20 protein-coding genes are annotated in these 19,245 nt (G+C 71.8%); 10 read left to right on the forward strand and 10 right to left on the reverse strand.

Features of this window, described 5'->3' with window-relative positions; genetic code table 11:
- Position 1 precedes the first annotated feature (1 nt).
- A complete protein-coding gene (locus ACWEOH_RS19065) occupies positions 2 to 874 on the reverse strand; it encodes a M48 family metalloprotease (protein ID WP_452033649.1) in 873 nt (290 codons plus the stop codon).
- Between the two features lie 9 nt (positions 875 to 883).
- Positions 884 to 1,450, reverse strand: a complete 567-nt coding sequence (locus tag ACWEOH_RS19070; RefSeq protein ID WP_452033651.1) for a LemA family protein — start codon at positions 1,448 to 1,450, stop codon at positions 884 to 886.
- Between the two features lie 132 nt (positions 1,451 to 1,582).
- Between ACWEOH_RS19070 and ACWEOH_RS19075 the strand changes: the two genes are divergently transcribed.
- From ACWEOH_RS19075 to ACWEOH_RS19085, 3 genes are read left to right on the forward strand one after another with little or no spacing between them, the layout of a single operon-like run.
- Positions 1,583 to 2,245, forward strand: a complete 663-nt coding sequence (locus tag ACWEOH_RS19075) for a TetR/AcrR family transcriptional regulator (protein WP_452033653.1) — start codon at positions 1,583 to 1,585, stop codon at positions 2,243 to 2,245.
- Complete coding sequence (locus ACWEOH_RS19080) at positions 2,235 to 3,086, forward strand: ABC transporter ATP-binding protein (RefSeq protein ID WP_452033655.1); 852 nt, start codon at positions 2,235 to 2,237, stop codon at positions 3,084 to 3,086. The genes ACWEOH_RS19075 and ACWEOH_RS19080 overlap by 11 nt, the downstream gene beginning before the upstream one ends.
- A complete protein-coding gene (locus tag ACWEOH_RS19085; protein ID WP_148734400.1) occupies positions 3,083 to 3,817 on the forward strand; it encodes an ABC transporter permease in 735 nt (244 codons plus the stop codon). Before ACWEOH_RS19080 ends, ACWEOH_RS19085 begins: the two co-directional genes overlap by 4 nt.
- Here the strand turns inward: ACWEOH_RS19085 and ACWEOH_RS19090 are convergent.
- Genes ACWEOH_RS19090 through ACWEOH_RS19105 form a run of 4 tightly spaced genes read right to left on the reverse strand, consistent with a single transcriptional unit; the run spans position 3,792 to position 8,276 of the window.
- A complete protein-coding gene (locus ACWEOH_RS19090) occupies positions 3,792 to 5,159 on the reverse strand; it encodes a D-arabinono-1,4-lactone oxidase (protein WP_452033657.1) in 1,368 nt (455 codons plus the stop codon). The genes ACWEOH_RS19085 and ACWEOH_RS19090 overlap by 26 nt on opposite strands.
- Complete coding sequence (locus tag ACWEOH_RS19095; RefSeq protein ID WP_452033658.1) at positions 5,156 to 6,406, reverse strand: alanine racemase; 1,251 nt, start codon at positions 6,404 to 6,406, stop codon at positions 5,156 to 5,158. The genes ACWEOH_RS19090 and ACWEOH_RS19095 overlap by 4 nt, the downstream gene beginning before the upstream one ends.
- A complete protein-coding gene (locus tag ACWEOH_RS19100) occupies positions 6,403 to 7,683 on the reverse strand; it encodes an MFS transporter (RefSeq protein WP_452033660.1) in 1,281 nt (426 codons plus the stop codon). The genes ACWEOH_RS19095 and ACWEOH_RS19100 overlap by 4 nt, the downstream gene beginning before the upstream one ends.
- Positions 7,680 to 8,276: a TetR/AcrR family transcriptional regulator gene (locus tag ACWEOH_RS19105; RefSeq protein WP_452033662.1), complete on the reverse strand. Its 597-nt coding sequence runs from the start codon at positions 8,274 to 8,276 to the stop codon at positions 7,680 to 7,682. Before ACWEOH_RS19105 ends, ACWEOH_RS19100 begins: the two co-directional genes overlap by 4 nt.
- 108 nt (positions 8,277 to 8,384) lie before the next feature.
- Between ACWEOH_RS19105 and ACWEOH_RS19110 the strand changes: the two genes are divergently transcribed.
- The gene (locus tag ACWEOH_RS19110; RefSeq protein WP_452033664.1) at positions 8,385 to 9,311 is read left to right on the forward strand and encodes a Ppx/GppA phosphatase family protein; all 927 of its coding nucleotides are present in this window, start codon (positions 8,385 to 8,387) and stop codon (positions 9,309 to 9,311) included.
- A 38-nt stretch (positions 9,312 to 9,349) separates the two neighbouring features.
- On the opposite strand, the gene ACWEOH_RS19115 is transcribed toward ACWEOH_RS19110, so the two are convergent.
- Positions 9,350 to 9,772: a YybH family protein gene (locus tag ACWEOH_RS19115; protein WP_452033666.1), complete on the reverse strand. Its 423-nt coding sequence runs from the start codon at positions 9,770 to 9,772 to the stop codon at positions 9,350 to 9,352.
- A 171-nt stretch (positions 9,773 to 9,943) separates the two neighbouring features.
- Between ACWEOH_RS19115 and ACWEOH_RS19120 the strand changes: the two genes are divergently transcribed.
- A complete protein-coding gene (locus ACWEOH_RS19120; protein WP_452033668.1) occupies positions 9,944 to 10,531 on the forward strand; it encodes a VOC family protein in 588 nt (195 codons plus the stop codon).
- Here the strand turns inward: ACWEOH_RS19120 and ACWEOH_RS19125 are convergent.
- A complete protein-coding gene (locus ACWEOH_RS19125) occupies positions 10,497 to 11,489 on the reverse strand; it encodes an FUSC family protein (protein ID WP_452033669.1) in 993 nt (330 codons plus the stop codon). The genes ACWEOH_RS19120 and ACWEOH_RS19125 overlap by 35 nt on opposite strands.
- Before the next feature lie 214 nt (positions 11,490 to 11,703).
- Between ACWEOH_RS19125 and ACWEOH_RS19130 the strand changes: the two genes are divergently transcribed.
- The 3 genes from ACWEOH_RS19130 to ACWEOH_RS19140 all read left to right on the forward strand — a co-directional run bounded on the left by ACWEOH_RS19130 (position 11,704) and on the right by ACWEOH_RS19140 (position 15,515).
- Complete coding sequence (locus tag ACWEOH_RS19130) at positions 11,704 to 12,072, forward strand: DUF7882 family protein (protein ID WP_452033671.1); 369 nt, start codon at positions 11,704 to 11,706, stop codon at positions 12,070 to 12,072.
- Between the two features lie 222 nt (positions 12,073 to 12,294).
- Entirely contained in the window at positions 12,295 to 14,433 is a 2,139-nt protein-coding gene (locus ACWEOH_RS19135) for an amylo-alpha-1,6-glucosidase (RefSeq protein ID WP_452033673.1), read from the forward strand.
- The gene (locus tag ACWEOH_RS19140) at positions 14,430 to 15,515 is read left to right on the forward strand and encodes a glycosyltransferase (protein ID WP_452033675.1); all 1,086 of its coding nucleotides are present in this window, start codon (positions 14,430 to 14,432) and stop codon (positions 15,513 to 15,515) included. The genes ACWEOH_RS19135 and ACWEOH_RS19140 overlap by 4 nt, the downstream gene beginning before the upstream one ends.
- A 17-nt stretch (positions 15,516 to 15,532) precedes the next feature.
- Here the strand turns inward: ACWEOH_RS19140 and ACWEOH_RS19145 are convergent, their stop codons facing one another.
- Positions 15,533 to 15,874, reverse strand: a complete 342-nt coding sequence (locus tag ACWEOH_RS19145) for a three-helix bundle dimerization domain-containing protein (protein WP_452033677.1) — start codon at positions 15,872 to 15,874, stop codon at positions 15,533 to 15,535.
- A 135-nt stretch (positions 15,875 to 16,009) separates the two neighbouring features.
- Between ACWEOH_RS19145 and ACWEOH_RS19150 the strand changes: the two genes are divergently transcribed.
- Positions 16,010 to 18,259 carry an AAA family ATPase gene (locus tag ACWEOH_RS19150; RefSeq protein ID WP_452033679.1) on the forward strand — a complete coding sequence of 750 codons (2,250 nt, stop codon included), beginning with the start codon at positions 16,010 to 16,012 and terminating at the stop codon, positions 18,257 to 18,259.
- 34 nt (positions 18,260 to 18,293) lie between these two features.
- Here the strand turns inward: ACWEOH_RS19150 and ACWEOH_RS19155 are convergent, their stop codons facing one another.
- Entirely contained in the window at positions 18,294 to 18,611 is a 318-nt protein-coding gene (locus tag ACWEOH_RS19155; protein WP_452033681.1) for a carboxymuconolactone decarboxylase family protein, read from the reverse strand.
- A 211-nt stretch (positions 18,612 to 18,822) separates the two neighbouring features.
- Between ACWEOH_RS19155 and ACWEOH_RS19160 the strand changes: the two genes are divergently transcribed.
- Complete coding sequence (locus tag ACWEOH_RS19160; protein ID WP_452033683.1) at positions 18,823 to 19,206, forward strand: SHOCT domain-containing protein; 384 nt, start codon at positions 18,823 to 18,825, stop codon at positions 19,204 to 19,206.
- Positions 19,207 to 19,245 lie beyond the last annotated feature (39 nt).

A 19,245-nucleotide genomic window follows, 5' to 3' on the forward strand; every position in this document is an offset into this window, starting at 1 on the left:
CCTAGAACGCGCCGCCCATCTGCTCGAGCCGCTTGACGCGCTCGGCGATGGGCGGGTGCGTGGCGAACAGGCGGTCGATGACACCGGGCTTCAGCGGGTCCGCGATCCACAGGTGGGCCATCGACGAGTTCTGGCGCTGCATCGGCCGACCGTAGGCCTCGAGCTTCTCGAGGGCGCGCGCCAGGGCATCGGGGTGACGCGTGGTCATCGCGCCCGTGGCATCCGCCAGGTACTCGCGCTGCCGCGAGACGGCCAGCTGCACGAGGCTCGCGACGAGCGGGGCGATGATCAACGCGATGAGGCCGAAGACGAGCAGGATCGGGTTCTGGTTGTTGCCGCGCCCGAAGAACGTCAGGCGCACGAGCATGTCGGAGATGAAGCCGACCGCCACGACGAGGCCGAACACGATCATCGAGAGGCGGATGTCGTAGTTGCGCACGTGCCCGAGCTCGTGCGCCATGACGCCCTCGAGCTCGGCGTCGTCCATGAGCTCGAGCAGCCCGGTGGTCGCCGCGACGACGGCGTGCTCGGGATCGCGGCCGGTGGCGAACGCGTTGGGTGCCGGGTCGGAGATGACGAACACGCGCGGCATGGGCGTGCCGGTCGTGATGGAGAGGTTCTCGACCGTGCGCCAGAGTCGCGGGTGGTCGGCCTTGCTGCGCAGCTCGACAGCGCCCGACATGGCGAGCGCCTGCCGGTCGGCCGTGAAGTACTGGAACAGCGCGTACGCCGTGGCGATGACCAGCGTGACGATCACGATCGTGAGGTCGTTGTAGACCCACGCGGCCAGCCAGCCCAGCCCGCCGATGATGGCGAGGAAGAACAGGATGATGAAGACGGTGTTGCGCTTGTTCTTGGCGATCGCCCGGTACAACGACGGCCCTTAGAACTGCACGCGCGGGGGCTCGGCGATGGCCGCCGGCTCCGTGACCTCGAAGAACTCGCGCTCGTGGAAGCCCAGGCCGCGCACGAACAGCGTGTTCGGGAAGACCTTGATCTTGGTGTTGAGCTCGCGCACGCCGCCGTTGTAGAAGCGCCGCGAGGCCTGGATCTTGTCTTCCGTGTCGACCAGCTCGGCCTGCAGCTGCAGGAAGTTCTGGCTCGCCTGCAGCTGCGGGTACGCCTCGGCGACCGCGAAGATCGACTTCAGCGCCTGCTGCATGTGGTTCTCGGCGGCACCCGCCTCGGCCGGCCCTTGCGCCTGCAGCGTCTCGGCGCGCGCCTTGGTGACGTTCTCGAAGACCGCCTTCTCGTGCGCCGCGTAGCCCTTGACCGCCTCGATGAGGTTGGGGATCAGGTCGGCTCGCCGCTTGAGCTGCACCGTGATGTCGCTCCACGCCTCGTCGACGCGCACGTTCAGCGTCACGAGGGAGTTGTAGGTGGCCCACAGGTAGATGCCGATGATGAGGAGGAGTACGACGACGATGATGACGGGAATGAGCCATTCCATGGCACGGACTCCTAGCGCTGCGGCGACTTTCGGGGTGTGGAAATCATCCTACCGATCGGTCAGGCGGCGGCAGTGAGCTTCCCATGAGACTCGAAGGGAAGCGGCGGCCGGCTCCGGGCGTAGGCTCAGCCTGTGGAGCAGCGTGAAGCGCCACGCCGACGCGGGCGGCCGCGCGGCGCCAACCCCGACGACACGAAGGCGCGCATCCTCGCGGCCGCGGCGGCCGAGTTCGGCGAGCGCGGCTACGAGGCGGCGTCGATCCGCTCCATCGCCCGCCGCGCGCACGTCGACCCGCGGCTCGTGCACCACTACTTCGACGACAAGTCCGCGCTCGTGGCCGAGGTCGTCGCCGTGCCGCTGCGTCCCGATCGCATCGTGCAGGGCGCGCTCGACGGACCCATCGACGAGCTCGGGGCACGCCTCCTGCGCGCGGTGCTCGCGGCCTGGGGCAACCCGAACGTGCGTCCGGCGGCGACCGCCGCGATGCGCTCGGTCATCGGCCAGGGTCCGGTCGCGCGGATGCTGCGCGAGTTCCTCCGCCGCGAGATCATGCTGCGGCTGGCCGCCCGGCTCGGCGACGCCGCGGACGCCGAGCTGCGCGCGGAGCTCGCCGCATCGCAGGTCGTCGGCATCATCATGGTGCGCCACATCCTGGCCTTCGAGCCCGTCGCCTCGATGAGCGACGAGGAGATCGTCTCGCGCGTCGCGCCGGCCATCCAGTTCCACCTCACGGGCGACCCTCGGATGCTTGACAGCACCCCGGCACCGGCGAAGAATTCGGCGCATGATGAATAATGCGGATGCCGCGACCGGCGGGGCCGCGATCGTCGTGCACGACCTGCATGTGAAGCGAGCGAAGACGCCCGTGCTGCAGGGCCTCTCCCTCGCGGTGCCGCGCGGGCTCATCGTGGGCCTCCTCGGGCCGAGCGGCAGCGGCAAGACCACGCTCATGCGCTCGATCGTGGGCGTCCAGGTCGTGCAGTCGGGCACGATCGAGGTGCTCGGTCTCGCCGCCGGCTCACGAGGACTCCGGCGGCGGGTCGCGTACTACACGCAGCAGGCGAGCGTGTACGACGACCTCACGGTGCGCCAGAACCTCTCGTACTTCCGCAAGGTGCTCGGCGCTCCGGCATCCGACATCGATCGCGTCATCGAGCGCACCGACCTCGGCTCGGTCGCCGGCCGGCTCGCCGGCTCGCTCTCGGGCGGGCAGCGCGGCCGGGTCTCGCTTGCTGCCGCCCTGCTCGGCGATCCCGAGGTGCTCGTGCTCGACGAGCCCACGGTGGGGCTCGACCCGGTGCTGCGCGTCGAGCTGTGGCAGCTCTTCCACGAGCTCGCCGCCGAGGGCGCCACCCTCCTGGTCTCGAGCCACGTGATGGACGAGGCCAAGCGCTGCGACCGGCTCCTGCTCATGCGCGACGGCGAACTGCTCGCCGACGACACCGTGCAGGGCGTGCTCGCGTTCACCGGCACCGACGACGTCGAGGAGGCGTTCCTGCGCCTCATCGGTCGCGGCGAACCCGACCTGCAGCCGCACGACGGGGCACCGACGGATGCGCCCGTGCACGTCGCGAAGCATGCCCGCACGACCGACGCCGACTCCGACGCCGACTCCGGAAGCGAGGCGACGCGATGACCCTCGTCCGCACCTTCTCGACCGCGGGTCGCGTGCTCGGCCAGATCCGCCACGACCCGCGCACCGTCGGCCTGCTGCTCGTGGTGCCGAGCCTGCTGATCGGGCTCGTCGCGTGGATCTTCACCGACACCGACGTGTTCCAGACCATCGGTCCTGCGATGATCGCCCTCTTCCCGTTCATCGTCATGTTCCTGGTCACGAGCATCTCGACCCTTCGCGAGCGGCGCAGCGGCACGCTCGAGCGGCTCTTCTCGATGCCGCTCGGCAAGGGCGACTTCATCCTCGGCTACGCGCTCGCGTTCGGGTTCCTCGCGGTCTTCCAGACGGCGATCGCGGTGTCGTTCGCGGTGTTCGTGTGCGGCCTCGAGATCGAGGGCTCGATCTGGCTGCTGTTCGCCGTGACCGTCGCCGACGCACTGCTCGGCACGGCGTTCGGCCTCCTCGCGAGCGCGTTCGCCCGCACCGAGTTCCAGGTCGTGCAGTTCATGCCGCTGCTGGTGTTCCCGCAGATCCTGCTCGGCGGCATCTTCATCCCGCGCGACCAGCTGCCCGAGGTGCTCGAGGCGATCAGCGACTGGCTTCCGCTGAGCTACGCGATCGACGCGCTGACGGCCGTGGCCGACGGATCGGAGGACGCCGAGTGGATCTGGGCGCGCATCCTTGCGATCGCCGCCTGGATCGTGGGGTCGATCGTGGTCGGCTCGATCACGCTGCGTCGGCGGACGCCGTAGCATCGGCGCCGGCCGCGGCATCCGCTCGCCGTGTGCCGAGCACGCGGTCGAGGTAGGGGTTCGCGAAGCGGCGCTCGGGGTCGAGCTCGTCGCGCACGCGCAGGAAGTCGTCGAACCGCGGGTACACCTCGCGCAGGGTCTCGGCGGACTGCGTGTGCATCTTGCCCCAGTGCGGGCGACCGCCGAAGCCGCGCATGAGCTGTTCGACCGCGGCGAAGTACTCGGTCGGGTCCTCGCGGTAGTACCGGTGCACGGCGATGTAGCCGGTCTCGCGACCGTACGCCGTCGAGAGCCAGTTCTCGTCGGATGCCGCGGCGCGCACCTCGATCGGGAACGTGATCCGCCATCCCCTGCGCTCGATGAGGGCGCGCACCTCACGGACCGCCTCGGGGATCGCCTCGAGTGGGATCGCGTACTCCATCTCGCGGAAGCGCACCGTGCGGTTCGTGGTGAAGACGGCCGGCGAGAAGTCGGTGAAGTCGCGATGTCCCGAGAGCTTGTCGGTGAGCCACGCGAGGTGCGGGATCGCACCCGGCGCAGCCCGAAGGAGGTAGCAGCCGGCGTTGAAGAGCCCGTTCGCCAGGAACTCGTCGTCGACCCAACGCCGCACACGACCCAGGGGCATGCGCGGCGCGTCGCCCGGCAGGCGCGTGTTCGTCTTCGTGAGGGCGGTGTCGGTGTGCGGGAACCAGTAGAACTCGAAATGGTCGTCGCCGCGCACGCGGTCCATCCACTCGTCGAGCACCAGCCCGAACGGCTCGGGCCGCTCGACGGCCTGCAGCACGAACCGCGGCACGAGCTGCAGCGTCACCTCCACGAGCACGCCGAGCGCGCCGAGGCCGAGGCGCACGGCCGGGAGCAGCTCGGGGCGCTCGGCCTCGCTCACGGTCAGCAGCTCCCCGGTGCCGGTCACGAGTTTCGCGGCGACGATCTGCGTCGCGAGGCCGCCGAACCCGAGTCCCGTGCCGTGGGTGCCGGTCGACGTCGCACCCGAGATGGTCTGCCGGTCGACATCGCCCATGTTCGGCATCGCGAGGCCGTAGGGCGCGAGCAGCTCGGGCAGCTGGTGCAGTCGGGTGCCGGCGGCGAGCGTCACCCGGCCGGTCGCGACATCCGCGTCGACGACGCCCGAGAGGTCGGTGAGGTCGAGCTGCACGTCGGGCGCGACCGCGATGCCCGTGAAGCTGTGGCCCGACCCGACCGGCTTGACGCGCAGGCCGGATGCCGCGGCGGCGGTCACCGCCCGCTGCACCGCGCCGGCCGTGGCCGGCCGCTCCACCCGCAGGGGCCGCACCGACTCGGTGCGCGCCCAGTTCCGCCACGTCGCTCCACTCGCCGTCACAGGAACGCCTTCCCCTCGCCTCGATAGGTGGGCACGGTGTCGACCACCTCGTCGCCGTCGACGACGGCGAACTCGTTCAGGTGCTCCGACAGCTCGCCCGACTTCGTGTGCCGGAACCACACCCGGTCGCCCGCACGCAGCGCACGCGCCGCGGCGCCCGTCACGGGCGTCTGCACCTCGCCGGCCGACTCGCGCCCGAGCAGCGCGAGGCCTTCGGGCCAGACGATCCTCGGCACGCGGTCGGCGGCGGGCGGGCCCGACGCGATCCAGCCGCCGCCGAGGATGGTCGCGTGCTCAGGGCTCGGCGAGCGCACCACGTCCACCGCGAACGCCGCGGCCGGTGCAGGAGTGAAGTGCGCGTAGCCGTCGAAGAGGTGGCCGCCGAAGAGTCCGGAGCCGGCGGCGATCTCGGTGACCGAGGGGTCGGCCGAGGTCGCCTCGAGCGAGCCCGTGCCACCGCCGTTCACGAACTTGAGGTCGGCGTGCTCGCGCACCGCGGCCACGGCGCGGGCGCGGCGCTCGACCAGCTCGGGCATCGAGCGGGACTGCATCCAGCGGTTGATCGCGCCGTCGAGCGGCTTGCCCTTCGGTCGGTTGGTGACGCCGGCGATCTGGGCCTCGTACGACATGACGCCGACGAGGCGGAAGCCCGGTCGCTCGGCGATGTACGCCGCGAGTGCGCCGGCATCGGACGGATCGTGCACGGGCGACCGGCGCACGCCGAGGTGGCCGAGCAGGGGCGCGTTCCACGACGCGTCGAGCTCGAGGCACACGCGCAGCTCCTCGCGGCGGGCGGGCGGCAGCACTGCGTCGACGAGGTCGAGCTGCTGCGGCGAGTCGACCATGAGCGTGATCCGGCTCGCGAGGTCGGCGTCGGTCGCGAGCCGGCGGATGCTCCCCCGCTCGGCCGTGGGGTAGCCGACGACGAGGTCGTCGACCGTGTCGGCGAGCCAGATCGCCTCGGCGAGCGTGTAGGCCAGCACGCCGTGGTAGCCGGGCTGGGCGAGGAGGGACTCGATCACGCTGCGCACGCGCACCGACTTCGTGGCGATGCGGATGGGCGTGCCCGCGGCGCGGCGGGTCATGTCCTGCGCGTTGTGCCGCAGCGCGCCGAGGTGGATCGCGCCGACGGGCGCGTCGAGTCGCCGGGTGGCGGCGGTGAGTGCGGGCCAGTACTGGGACGGGTCCGTCCAGGGCGCGGCATCCGTCGTCGCGGGGTCGAGGCGCAGGTCGAGCGACGCGGTCATCGCACGCTCCTGACCCGCGCCACGGCGAGCGCGCCGCCGAACGCGAACACGGCCGAGAGCACGAAGACGAGCACGAACGAGCCCGTCATCACGACCGCCGCTGCGCCGATGAGCGGCGCGATCGCCTGCGGCACCGCCGAGGCGATGTTCATGATGCCGAGGTCCTTGCCGCGCGTCGCGGCGTCGGGCAGCACCTGCGTGGCGAGCGCCTGGTCGACCGAGAGGAAGCACCCGTAGCCGAGCCCGAGGAGCCCGGCGGCGACCATGGCGACCGAGAGGTCGGGCACGATCGCGAGCAGCAGCGCGGCGACGCCCTGCAGCCCCGAGGCGATGAACACGAACGCCTTGCGCCGCCCGAGCCGGTCGGAGAGCTTGCCGAGGCCGAGCGAGGCGAGGATCACGAACACCATGTAGATGAGCGTGAGGAGGATGAGGTCCTCCTCGGCGTGCTCGTCGTCGAGCTGGAACATCAGGAAGTAGAGCAGCAGGCTCGTGCCGAGCGCGTTGCCGATCGAGACGAGCACGCGGCTCAGCAGGGTCCACCCGAAGTCGGGGTGCTTGCGGGGGCTGATCCAGAAGCCCGCGATGATGTGCTTCGCCGTGACGCGGGTGCGCTCGGTCGCCGTGAGCGGCTCGTCGTGGCGGAACAGGAACGGCACGGCGAGCACGACGAGGATCGCCGCGAGCAGCGCGTAGCCCGTGACCCGGTCGGTGACGAGCTCCGTCACGAGCAGCAGGCCCACGATGATGCCGACGGCCTGCGGCGCCGACATCCAGCCCGACACGAACCCGCGCTGGTTCACGGGCACCTGGTCCGAGATCGTCGCCGTGAGCGCGGCCGTCATGATGCAGAAGCCGACGGATGCCGCGACCCACGCGGCCCCGATCGCCCACATCTCGGACTGGAACCCGAGCAGGACGAGGGAGACCGCGAACACGAGCGCGCCGATGAGGATCCACGGCCGCCGGCGGCCGAAGCGCGAGGTGGTGCGGTCGGAGAGCGCGCCCGTGAGCGGGTAGGCGATGATCGTCGCCAGTGCGGCGACGCCCGAGATCGCGCCGAACGCGACGACGCTGTCGACCCAGTCCTCGGGGTGCAGGCGCTCGTCGACCTGCGCGGGGAGCAGCAGCTGCACGGGCGTGAGCTGCGCCATCCAGATGCCGAACCAGGCCGTCGCGAACGCGGCGATCCAGCCGGCGCCGACCCGGCGGGTGGGCTCGCCGAGGGCGGCGGGGGCGGCGGGCACGGTGCCGGATGCCGCGTCGAGATGGGTCATCGGGGGTCGGCCATCCTCGAGAGGGCGTCGGCGGCCGCTGCGGCGACCGCCCGGGCGGCGGCGTCGTCGCGCTCGACGAGCCAGGTGAGCGTGAGTCCGTCGGTGAACGCCACGAGCACGCGGGCCGCCTGGGCCACGGGCACGCGCCACGCGGCATCCGCCACGTTCGCGGCGAGCTCGAGCGAGCGCTCGGCGAGCTCGACGTAGCGCGCGTACTGGGCGAGCGCGAGCGGATGCCGCTCGGGCGACCGCAGCGCGTACTGGGTGAGCTCGAGCATCGCTTGCTCGTGCTCGGGATCGGCCCTGAGGTGCTCGAAGTAGCGCAGGATGCCCGCCTCGAGGATCTCGCGGAGGCCCTGGCCGGGCACCACCTCGGGCATGACCGCGGCCTGCTCGCGGGCGACCACGGTGGCGATGAGCTCGTCGATGAGCTCGTCGCGCGAGTCGAACGCGTAGTGGAAGCTCGCGAGCGACATGTCGGCCTCGGCCACGATCGCGCGCGTGGTGGCCTGCGCGATGCCGTGCTGGGAGACGACGCGCAGGGCCGCCTCGATGAGCGCCGCGCGGCGCTCTGGTGCGGGGATGCGGGCCACGCGGCTCCTCTCGACTCCATCGCCGACCGAAGTGGGACGATCGTCCCAGTCGGTCCAGTATGCACGAAAGCCGGGCGCAGCGCACGCGGTCGCCGCTACGCTCGGGGCATGCGCCTCGGTGTCCTCGATGTCGGATCCAACACCGTCCACCTGCTGGTCGTCGACGCCCATCCCGGTGCCCGCCCCATCCCCACGGCCTCGCACAAGGCGGTCCTGCGCCTCATGCGGTACCTCGAACCCGACGGCGCGATCAGCGACGAGGGCGTCGCAGCCATCCTCGACGCGGTCGGCGGTGCGGCGGATGCCGCGCGCGAGGCCGGCATCGAGGAGCTGCTGCCGTTCGCGACCTCCGCCATCCGCGAGGCGGCGAACGGCGAGGAGGTGCTCGCCCGCGTCGCGCGCGAGACCGGCGTCGAGCTGCAGGTGCTGTCGGGCGACGACGAGGCACGGCTCACGTTCCTCGCGGTGCGGCGCTGGTACGGCTGGTCGGCCGAGCGGATCCTGCTCTTCGACATCGGCGGCGGCTCGCTCGAGATCGCGAACGGCGCCGACGAGGTGCCCGACGTCGCCGAGTCGCTGCCCCTGGGCGCCGGTCGGTCGACCGTCGCGTTCCTGCCCGACGATCCGCCCAGAACCGAGCAGGTGCAGGCGCTGCGCGAGCACGCGGCGAGCGTGCTCCGGGCGGCCCTGCCCGACTTCGGGCACCTGCCCTCCCCCGACCACGTCGTCGGCTCGTCGAAGACCATCCGGTCGCTCGCGCGGCTCGCCGGATGGACGGAGGAGGGCGTCGGCTCGGAGGAGCGGAGCATCCTGCGCCGGAAGGGCCTCGACGACTGGATCCCGCGGCTCGCTCGCATCCCCGCCGATGCGCGGCCGGCGCTGCCCGGCATCACGGCCGACCGCACGTTCCAGATCGTCGCGGGCGCGGTCGTGCTCTCCGAGGCCATGAAGGCGTTCGACGTGCCCGAGCTCGACGTGTCGCCGTGGGCGCTGCGCGAGGGGCTCATCCTGCGCCGGCTCGACCGGATGAACTGAGGCCCGCGCGTCGGGTGCGGGTGCGCGCCGGCCGGGCGCTACGCGTCGAGCCGCGGCGGTCGCGCGAGCACCGGCGGATGGTCGCCGTGGCGGTGCACGATCCGCCACTCGTCGTCGAGGCGACGGTAGACGTGCGTCACGCGGATCGTGATCCCGCCAGGCTCTCCGCCGTCGACGCGCACGACGCCGCGCTCGAACCCGACGGTGTGCGCCGTGTCCGCTCCGACGTGCACGAGGTCGTACTCGGGCACCAGTGCGCCGTCGCTGAACCGGCTCGCGACCCAGTCCAGCGTCGCCATGACGTCGTCGTAGCCGCGCTCGATCGTACCGAAGGCGCCGAACAGCGTGACGTCGTCGATGTTCGCCCAGCACGAGCGGTACGGCGCGGGGTCGCCGCGACCCATCCCCCGAAGGCCCTCCGCCGTCCGCGCGAGCGCATGCTCGAAGCCGCTCTCCCCCACGTCGCCTCCCCCGTTCCGGCGCAGCGCTCCGCCCGCCGCGATGGATCCGAGGCGATTATCGACGCTCGCCCCGGCATCCGCCACCGTCGGCACGTGGCGCGCTGCGGGTGCTCGGAGCGGACTACGCCGTGGCGGTCACGGTCGTAGGATGGCGGCGGAGGGGAGGCGGGGATGGCCGATCCGGTCGGCGACATCATCGGCGACTACCGCGCGTTCACCGCGCAGCAGCGCGACCGCCTGCTCGCCCGAGGCATCGACATCGCACCCTACGAGCTCGGCCATCTCGCCTACCGCGTGCCCGAGTGGGACCAGTACGTGCACGTGCGGACCCTGCTCGAGCGCCACGCCGTCGCCAACACCGAGGGCGTCTGGAACGGCCGGCCGATGTCCATGATCCTGCTCGCCGAGCCGCTCCGCGTCCTCGACGGCCAGGTGATCCCGCTCATCGAGCTCATCCCGCCCGTGCACCAGCGCGTCTACAAGATGGGCATGGAGCACTTCGGCGTGGTCGTCGGCGAGGAGGTCGACGAGTTCTCCCGCCGGCACCGGGAGGCCCTGACCGGCCAGCAGTTCCAGAACCGGTGGAACGAGCCCTACTACATCCTGTTCGAGGACTTCACTCACGTGAAGTTCCACCGCCGTCCGCTGCGCGAGGTGATCGAGCTGCAGGGCGGGACGTTCGACGGCATCCAGCACGTCGACGGCTGGGTCCCGCAGCGGCTCGTCACGGCGACCGGCCCGAATCCGCTGCCGCGCTGAGCGCCCGCTGCGCGACGGGCGGCACGACCCACGCCGCGAGGAGCGCGAGCGCGACCCCGAGGAGCGTCAGCGCAACCCGCTCGAGGAACCAGTGCGCGGCGGATTCGGACTCGTCGAGGAGCAGCATCGAGAGCACGAGCACCGTCGAGAAGAACGGGAACACGTACCAGCGGCTCCCCGACGTGCCCGATCCGACGGCGAGGGCGGCGAGCACCAGCACGGCGATCGCGAGGTTCGACGGCGACAGCGCGGCGATGGTGCACGCGACCACGGCGCCGAGCACGACGGATGCCGCGCGCCCCCAGCCGCGCGCATCGAGCTGGCGCCGGTCGGGGCGGCTCACGAGCAGCGCGGCCGTGCACGCCCAGCCGGGGTGGTCGACGCCGAAGGCGAATCCGAGCGCGGCGCCGGCGGCGCCCGCCAGCCCGATCTGCACGCCGTAGGCGAGCATCATCGTCCGCGATGCGGGGACCCGCGCGGGACGGGGCGCGCGCTCCACCTCCGGCCACGCCAGCGAGACGAGCCAGCCGTACACGGATCCGCCCACCATGAGGAGCCCCGCTGCGAGTCCGGCCGCCCACGAGGACTCGGACAGTCCGGCGCCGTACAGCGGCAGCCCGAGCATCAGCATCAGCTGCGCGAGCCGCCGCGACGGATCGGCGGTCATCACGGCCACGGCGACGCAGAGCAGGAAGACCATGGCCACGGCGAGCACCGGCCGCTGCGCGACGAGCGACCCGAGGAAGATGGCCGCGCCCGCGACGACGCCGACGAGGTTGACGAGGGCGCGCTGCCGTCGTGTGCTGCGCAGGCCCAGGGCCGCCGCGGGCAGCACGCCGACCGCCAGCGGCAGTCCGAGCGACGGATCGAACACGGACGCCACGACCGCGGGGAGGGCGAGCATGACGCCGTGGGCGACGTTCCGCCACGACCACGCGATCGCACGCCGGGACTCCATGCGACCACCCTGCCGCATCCGCTCCGCGATCTCCGCCGCGACATCCCTGCCGGATCCCCAGAAGGTCACTCACAGCAGAACGCACCAAACGTCCCACAAAAGGGGGAGTCCGCCAGTACGTGTGTAGCGTCAGGGGTGGGGACGGACTATCCGAGATCCGCAGCAGGTCGCTGCGTCACGCGGGTTCGCGTTTCTGGAAAGCCGGACGTCCACCATGGGAGCACTGCACCTCGACGGTGTGGGGCCGATCGTCATCGATGACGACCTCCTCGACCACGTCTTCACCGTCATCACCACGAAACTCCGTCGCCAGGAGCCCGTCCTGCTCAGCTGGACCGACGAGGCCGGGCAGGAGCAGCGGGTGTTCATCACCCACATCACCTTCATCCGCGCCGAGTTCGACACCGCGACGCGTTCCGCGCGCGACAAGCACTGGCTCGACCGGCTGATGGTCGCGGTCAACAGCAATGCCGGCCTGTCGCTCAGCGCCGCCATCGCCGACCGCGACACGAACCGGATCCCGACGGAGGCGCTGCCGTCGCGTCCGCGGACGCCCGGCGTTGCGACCTCGCCGGCCGCCTGAACCGGCGCCGCGAGTCTCGAGACCGTCCCCGGTCGGATCGGCGACCGGGCCTTCGGGGTGTCCGGATCCCCCGCGCGACCGGCCACGGAGGCTAGCGAGCGCCTCCGGCGCGGTCAATCCCCTGACATCCCGCCCGCCGGATTCGTAGCGTGGAACGCGGTCGGCCCGGCGGCTCGATGACCTGTGGGCTCGCATGGGATCCGGCCGCGAAGGGCGGTGATGATGACCGGTTGGAACATGGACACGCTCGCGAACACGGCAGGGCCGGGCGCGGTGACGATCGTGGAGGGGACGTCCTTCTGCGTCTCCGGCCCCAACGGCGACATGGCGCCCGAGCTCCCGCACGGGGCCTTCTACCGCGACACGCGCGTGGTCTCGAAGCTGACGCTGCTCGTCGACGACACGCCGGTGGAGCCGCTCTCCTCGATCACGCCGCATCCGTATCGCGTCGTCATGGTCGGACGGGCCGGTCACGTGCCGGGTCGCGCCGACACCCCGTTGATCGTCGAGCGTGACCGCCGGATCGGCGCGGGGCTCCTCGAGACCATCACCCTGCGCAGCTTCTCGCGCGACCCGATGGCCTTCCGCGTCGAGGTCGTCATCGAAGCGGACTTCGCCGACATCTTCGAGGTGAAGGAGGGTCGCGGCGCTCGGCGGCCGAAGCGCATCGAGCCCGAAGGACCGGGTCGCTCTCGCATCCGCTCGGCGCACACAGAGGACCACGGCCTCCTGGTAATGGCGGAGGGCGCCGAACTCGTCGGCGACCGTCTCTCCTTCGACGTCGTGCTCGACGCGCGCGGCGAGTGGTCGCGCACCCTGCGGGTCGTGCCCGCCGACGAGCTGCCCGACCTCGTCGCAGCACCCGACACCGAGGAGGATGCGCTGACCGAACCGGCGCGCCGGTTCCTGGCGTGGCAGTCGGGGTCCCCGGTCTCGACGCTCGAGGACGACGCGATGGAGCGGGTCATCCGCCGGAGCCAGGAGGACCTCGGGGCGCTCCGGATCTTCGATCCCGACCATCCCGGCCGACCGGTCGTCGCCGCGGGCGTGCCGTGGTTCATGGCGCTGTTCGGACGAGACTCGCTGCTCACCTCGCTCATGGCCCTCCCTCTCGATCCGGCGCTCGCGCTCGGCACGCTGCAGACGCTCGCCGGCCTGCAGGGCGAACGGGAGGATGCCTCGTCGGAGGAGCAGCCCGGACGCATCCTGCACGAGGTGCGACTCGGCGCCACGACGAACCTCGCGCTCGGCGGGCGGTCGGTCTACTACGGCACGATCGACGCCACTCCCCTGTTTGTCGTGGTGCTCGGCGAGCTCGCCCGCTGGGGCGGACTCCCCGATGACGCCGACGATCTGCTCGCGGCCGCGGATCGCGCACTCGAGTGGGTGGACCGGTTCGGCGACCGCGACGGCGACGGCTTCGTCGAGTACGCGCGCCTCAACGAGCACGGCCTGGTGAACCAGGGCTGGAAGGACTCGTGGGACGGCATCAACTTCGCCGACGGCTCGCTCGCCGAGGCGCCGATCGCGCTGTGCGAGGTGCAGGGCTATGTCTACGACGCGTTCCTCGCCCGCGGGATGCTGGCGAAGCTCCGCGGCGACGACGAGGCCGCCGAGCGATGGACGGAGCGCGCGACCGAGCTGAAGCGCGCATTCAACGACGCGTTCTGGCTCCCCGACCGCGGCTGGTTCGCCGTCGCGCTCGATCGCGACAAGCGACCCGTCGACGCCGCCACGTCGAACATGGGGCACTGCCTGTGGAGCGGCATCGTCGACGACGACAAGGCCGCGGCCGTGGCCGAGCGCCTGCTCTCGCCCGAGATGTTCAGCGGGTGGGGCGTGCGCACGCTCGCCACCGACATGGGCGCGTACAACCCGGCGAGCTACCACAACGGCTCGGTCTGGCCGCACGACAACGCGATCGTCGCCGCCGGACTCATGCGGTACGGGTTCGTCGAGGAGGCCAATCGCATCGTCTCGGGCCTGTTCGAGGCGGCGTCGTACTTCGGCGGACGACTGCCCGAGCTGTTCTGCGGATTCGACCGGGAGCGCTATCCCGAGCCCGTCGCCTACCCCGCCTCGTGCTCGCCGCAGGCGTGGGCGGCGGCGACCCCGCTCTCGCTCCTGCGCACCACGCTCCGGTTCGACCCGTCGCTCCCGACGGGCGAGGTCTGGGTCGCCCCGACCTCGGCGGAGACGTTCGGCGACATCCACCTGCGCAACGTCCCGTTCGCCGGGCGCCGTATCTCGCTGGACACCTCGCGGTCCGGCACGTCCGTCGCCGGTCTGCCGCCCGGCGTCACCCTGCACCGCGAGCCGATCCCATCGGCCCCGGTGACCACCCGAAGGGAGCACACATGAGAATCGGCATCATCGCGCCGCCCTGGATCCCGATCCCGCCTCCGGCGTACGGCGGGATCGAATCCTTCATCGACACGCTGGCGCGCGCCCTCGACGAGGCCGGCCACGAGGTGGTGCTCGCGGCATCCGCCGACAGCACCTCGCCTGTGCCGAGGCTCGACGGCTTCGAGCCCTCGGACCCCGAGACGATGGGCGTGACCGCGCACGAGCTGCGCCATCTGCTGCGCTCGTTCGCCGGCCTCGCCGACGTGGACGTGATCCTCGACAACACGCTCGCAGGGCCGATCATCGCGAAGTCCGCGACCGACGTGCCGGTCGCGACCGTGGCGCACGGACCGCTCATCCCGCTCGAGCAGGAGCTGTACCTGGCCGCGGCCTCCGAGGTCTCGTTCGTGGCCATCTCGCACAACCAGGCGTCGCTCGCAGCTCCGGTGCCGATCGCGCGCGTCATCCACCACGGCATCCGCGTCGAGGACGTGCCGGTCGGGCCCGGTGGCGACACCGCCTGCTTCGTGGGCCGCATGCACGCGTCGAAGGGCATCCCCGAGGCGATCGAGGCCGCGGCCATCGCCGGGATCCCCCTGCGGATCGCCGCGAAGATGCAGGAGCCGGCCGAGGAGGAGTACTTCGAGGAGGTCGTGCGGCCCGCGCTCGGGTCGAACGCGGAGTACCTCGGCGAGCTGTCGGCCGACGAGAAGTACGCGCTCATGGGCGAGTCATGCGCGCTCCTCAACCCCATCCAGTGGGACGAGCCCTTCGGCCTCGTCATGATCGAGTCGCTCGCCACGGGCAGTCCCGTGGTCGCGACGCCGCGCGGATCCGTCCAGGAGATCGTGGAGGAGGGCCGCACGGGGTTCGTGCGCGGAACCCCGCGGGATCTCGCGGATGCGCTCCAGAGCGTGGGCGAACTCGATCGCGCGGCGTGCCGCGAATCCGCCGAGACCCGCTTCTCAGCGGCCCGGATGGCGGCCGACTACGTCGCCCTGTTCGAAGATCTCGTGCATCGCCCGCATCCGGTCGACCGCGCCGGAGCCGCCCGACCGGCCGCGGTGACCCTTGACGGGCCGAACTCCGCGGGATAGGGCCGCGAGGGGCAGGGTCAGACCGACCCGCCGCCGGGGTCGCCGAACAGGAATCCCGCCCGCTGCTCGCGGGCCTTCCGCTCGACCTCGAGCGGGTCGAGGTCCGACCCGTCGTCCTGCAGGACCGGGCCGCCCGGATCCTCGGCCGCGAGGTCGACGGGGTCTCCCTCCAGCCGGAGCCGCTCGTCGGCGGCGTGCTCGACGAGGGCGGGGATGTATTCGCGCACCGTGCCGTCGGCGAGCCGTGCCGCCTCCTCGTCGACGACCGCCTCGACTCGATCACGGCCCAGCGTCGGGAACCGCTGGGCGAGTCGCTCGACGACGTTCCGGATGGCTGCCTGCTCGACGGGATCGTCCATTCGTGCATTGTCGGCCCCGCGGCATCCGCGGCCAACCCTGCCGAGGTGAACGGCACGTGAACGTCGGGACCCGACCACTGCGAGTCCGTGACGACCTGAGGGGCATCCTTGAGGCCCGGAAGCGCCGACCGTAGGATGCGAACGTGGTCGACGAGAACCGGGGGGGGGGCTGTCTCCGCTTCGCCTGCGCTCGACCGCGAACTGCTGGACGCGAAGTTCAGCCCGCCGCCGCGACGACCCGGGCTCGCGAGCCGGCGCCCGCTCATCGAGCGCGCGGCGGGCAGCGGCGCACGGGTCGTCGCCGTCACAGCCCCGGCGGGCTACGGCAAGACCACGCTGCTCGCCGAGTGGGCCTCGACCGATGCCCGCGCGGTGGGCTGGGTGTCGCTCGACCGCTTCGACGACGATCCGGCCGCGCTGCTCACCCTCCTGGCGATGGCCTTCGCGCGGATCTTCCCCGGTCAGGCCGAGGTGGTCGCCGAGATGCGCGGCCAGGGCGCCGCCTCGCTGGGCCGCTCGGCGCCGCTGCTCGCCGCGGCGATGTCCCACGCCGCGGCCCCGTTCCTCCTCGTCGTCGACGATCTCCACGAGGCCGACTCGCCGGCCTGCCAGGACGTACTCGAGGTGGCGCTCGCGGGCGTCCCCGACGGCTCCCAATTGGTGCTGGCCGGCCGACACGAGCAGTCCCACCTCGCCCGACGACGGGTGGAGGGCCGGGCGTTCGAGATCGGCGCCGACGAACTCCGGGCGGATGCCGCGGCGGCACGAGTGATCTTCGACGGCGCCGGCGTCGACATCGCGGAGCCCGAGCTCGACGCGCTCGTGGCTCGGAGCGAGGGGTGGCCGACCGGCCTGTTCCTCGCAGCCCTGCTCGCACGGGACGGCGGGGACCCGTCGTCGGTGACGGGTGACGACCGGTTCGTGGCGGACTACCTCTATCGCGAATGCGTGCGGAGCCTGCCCGAGGAGTCGCAGCGGTTCCTCCGTCGCACGGCGATCCTCGAGCAGCTGTCCGGTCCGGTGTGCGACGCGGTGCTCGATCGGGCCGACTCGAGCACCCTCCTGCGGGAGCTCGAGGCTCACGGGCTGTTCCTCGTGCCCCTCGACCGTCGGCGCGGCTGGTACCGGTATCACGCGCTGTTCCGGGAGTTCCTCCTCGGGGAGCTCGGGGCGTCGGAGAACGGCTCGGTCCTGCGACTGCATCTCGCCGCCGCGGCGTGGTACGAGGAGCACGGCCTGCCGGCCCAGGCGATCGAGCACCTGCTGGCCGCCGGAGATCGGCCCCGTGCGGCCCACCTGGTGGCCGCCCTGGCCCGGCCGACCTACCTAGTCGGCCAGGTGAGTGTCGTCACCCGATGGCTCACCGAGCTCGGCGATGCGGCCATCAGCGCATACCCGCCACTCGCGATCCTCGCGGGCTGGGCGGCGGTGCTCACCGGCGCGTCCGCCGAGGCGGAGCGCTGGGCGGCGATGATCGAGCGCATCCGCTTCGACGGCGACGCGGTCGACGACCTTCCGGCGTTCGAGTCCGCACGCGCCATGCTGCGAACCGCCATGTACGCGCACGGCCGGGAGCGCGCGCTCGCCGACGCGGCGCTGGCCGTCGCGAGCGAACCGCCGTGGAGCCCGTGGCGCGACCTCGCGCTCTACCTCTCGGCCGAGGTCTCCCTGTTGAACGGCGACCTCGACACTGCGAGATCCTCGTTCGAGGGGGCTGCGGCGCTGGCGCCGCAGGTCGGGACCACCGACGCGGTGCTGCTGAGCGAGGCGGAGCTCGCGATCCTCGCCGCTCGGGAGCAGCGCTGGTCGGACGCTGAACGTCACGCCGGAGTGGCGCTCGACGCCATCGATGCGTTCCACATGGAGGGGTACCCGACGACCGCGCTGGCGCTCGCCGTCGGCGCCTCGGTCGCCGTCCATCGTGGCGATCGGCCCGCGGCCGAGCGCCTGCTCGCCAGGGGCATGCGGGCGCGGGTGGGCTGCACGTACGCCATGCCGTTCGTGTCCTTGCGGGTCCGGCTGCAGCTCGCGGTCGCATCCACGGCGCTGGGCGACGGCGTCACCACGAACCACCTGCTGCGGGAGATCGACGACCTCCTCGACCGGTGCCACGACCTCGGCGCGCTCGCCGACGAGATCGCCGCGTTCAAGCGAGAGGTGCACGGGCGACCCGCAGCCGCCGGCAGCACCCCGCTGACCCCCGCGGAACTGCGACTCCTGCCCTACCTGCAGACCCACCTCACGCTGAGCGAGATCGGGCGACGCCTGTTCATCTCCCGCAACACCGTCAGCTCCGAGGTCGGGTCGATCTACCGCAAGCTGCAGGTGACCACGCGGAACGAAGCAGTCGAACGGGCCATCGTGATCGGACTGCTCGGCGCCTGACACCCCCGCCTCGACGCCGATCGCTGCCGACCGATCAGAATGTGTCGTCGGGGGCGAGCCCCACATCGCAGCCGAGGGCCAGCGCGAGCTTCGGCGCGGCGGCCACCACGAGCGGGAGGCCGATCACGGGAACGACTCCCGCCAGCACATCCACGATCTCGCTCGGCGTCGCCCCGGCGCTCACCGCGGCATCCGCCTCGGCGCCGAACGAAGGCTCGGCACCGCCGACGGCCACGAGCGCGGCGATGCGGATGAGCGCGAGCGTCTTGCGGTCGAGCTCATCCGCCTCTCCGGCCTCCCCGAGACGATGGTCGTTGATCGTCAGCCGACGCAGCCGTTCGGTGTAGTCCACCAGCGTCCCTCCCCCCGTCGACGTCCGGCAACCATGAGGACGCCCACATTCCATTCGACGGATGTCCCGCCCGCATCACGCGAATCGTATGATCCCGCCCGCTCGACGGCTTCACGCGATTCGCATGATGTGGCCCCGGCGAGCGCGGCAGTACGGTTCCCGCGACGGCGTGTCCGGCTTGGGCCACGACCGCACGACGAAAGGCAGGACGATGAACTTCTGGGAATTCCTGGTCTGGCTCTTCTGGGTGTACATCCTCTTCGCGTGCATCTGGATCTTCATCTCGATCGTGATCGACATCTTCCGCGACCACACCCTCAACGGGTGGGGCAAGGCGCTGTGGCTGATCTTCCTCGTGTTCCTGCCGTTCCTGGCGGCGCTGGTCTACCTGATCGCGCGCGGCCGCGGGATGGCCGAGCGCAACATGGCACGCGTCCGAGACGCACAGCAAGCCAACGCGGACTACATCCGCAGCGTCAGCGGCTCCGGCTCCTCGCCGAGCGCCGAGATCGAGAAGGCGCAGCAGCTGCTGACCGCCGGGACCATCACGCAGGCCGAGTTCGACGCCCTCAAGGCGAAGGCACTGGCCGGCTGACGGCCGCCGGGGCAGCAGGAATTCGGGTTCGTGGGGAAG

It is taken from the genome of Agromyces sp. NPDC004153 (assembly GCF_053603635.1).

Excerpts from the sequence above, each read along its gene's own strand:
- ACWEOH_RS19100 (WP_452033660.1), bottom strand. The coding sequence starts at position 7,683 with ATGACCCATCTCGACGCGGCATCCGGCACCGTGCCCGCCGCCCCCGCC.
- ACWEOH_RS19070 (WP_452033651.1), bottom strand. The coding sequence starts at position 1,450 with ATGGAATGGCTCATTCCCGTCATCATCGTCGTCGTACTCCTCCTCATC.
- ACWEOH_RS19130 (WP_452033671.1), top strand. The coding sequence starts at position 11,704 with ATGGGAGCACTGCACCTCGACGGTGTGGGGCCGATCGTCATCGATGAC.
- ACWEOH_RS19085 (WP_148734400.1), top strand. The coding sequence starts at position 3,083 with ATGACCCTCGTCCGCACCTTCTCGACCGCGGGTCGCGTGCTCGGCCAG.
- ACWEOH_RS19080 (WP_452033655.1), top strand. The coding sequence starts at position 2,235 with ATGATGAATAATGCGGATGCCGCGACCGGCGGGGCCGCGATCGTCGTG.
- ACWEOH_RS19110 (WP_452033664.1), top strand. The coding sequence starts at position 8,385 with ATGCGCCTCGGTGTCCTCGATGTCGGATCCAACACCGTCCACCTGCTG.
- ACWEOH_RS19150 (WP_452033679.1), top strand. The coding sequence starts at position 16,010 with ATGCGAACGTGGTCGACGAGAACCGGGGGGGGGGCTGTCTCCGCTTCG.
- ACWEOH_RS19160 (WP_452033683.1), top strand. The coding sequence starts at position 18,823 with ATGAACTTCTGGGAATTCCTGGTCTGGCTCTTCTGGGTGTACATCCTC.
- ACWEOH_RS19140 (WP_452033675.1), top strand. The coding sequence starts at position 14,430 with ATGAGAATCGGCATCATCGCGCCGCCCTGGATCCCGATCCCGCCTCCG.
- ACWEOH_RS19135 (WP_452033673.1), top strand. The coding sequence starts at position 12,295 with ATGACCGGTTGGAACATGGACACGCTCGCGAACACGGCAGGGCCGGGC.
- ACWEOH_RS19120 (WP_452033668.1), top strand. The coding sequence starts at position 9,944 with ATGGCCGATCCGGTCGGCGACATCATCGGCGACTACCGCGCGTTCACC.
- ACWEOH_RS19095 (WP_452033658.1), bottom strand. The coding sequence starts at position 6,406 with ATGACCGCGTCGCTCGACCTGCGCCTCGACCCCGCGACGACGGATGCC.
- ACWEOH_RS19145 (WP_452033677.1), bottom strand. The coding sequence starts at position 15,874 with ATGGACGATCCCGTCGAGCAGGCAGCCATCCGGAACGTCGTCGAGCGA.
- ACWEOH_RS19125 (WP_452033669.1), bottom strand. The coding sequence starts at position 11,489 with ATGGAGTCCCGGCGTGCGATCGCGTGGTCGTGGCGGAACGTCGCCCAC.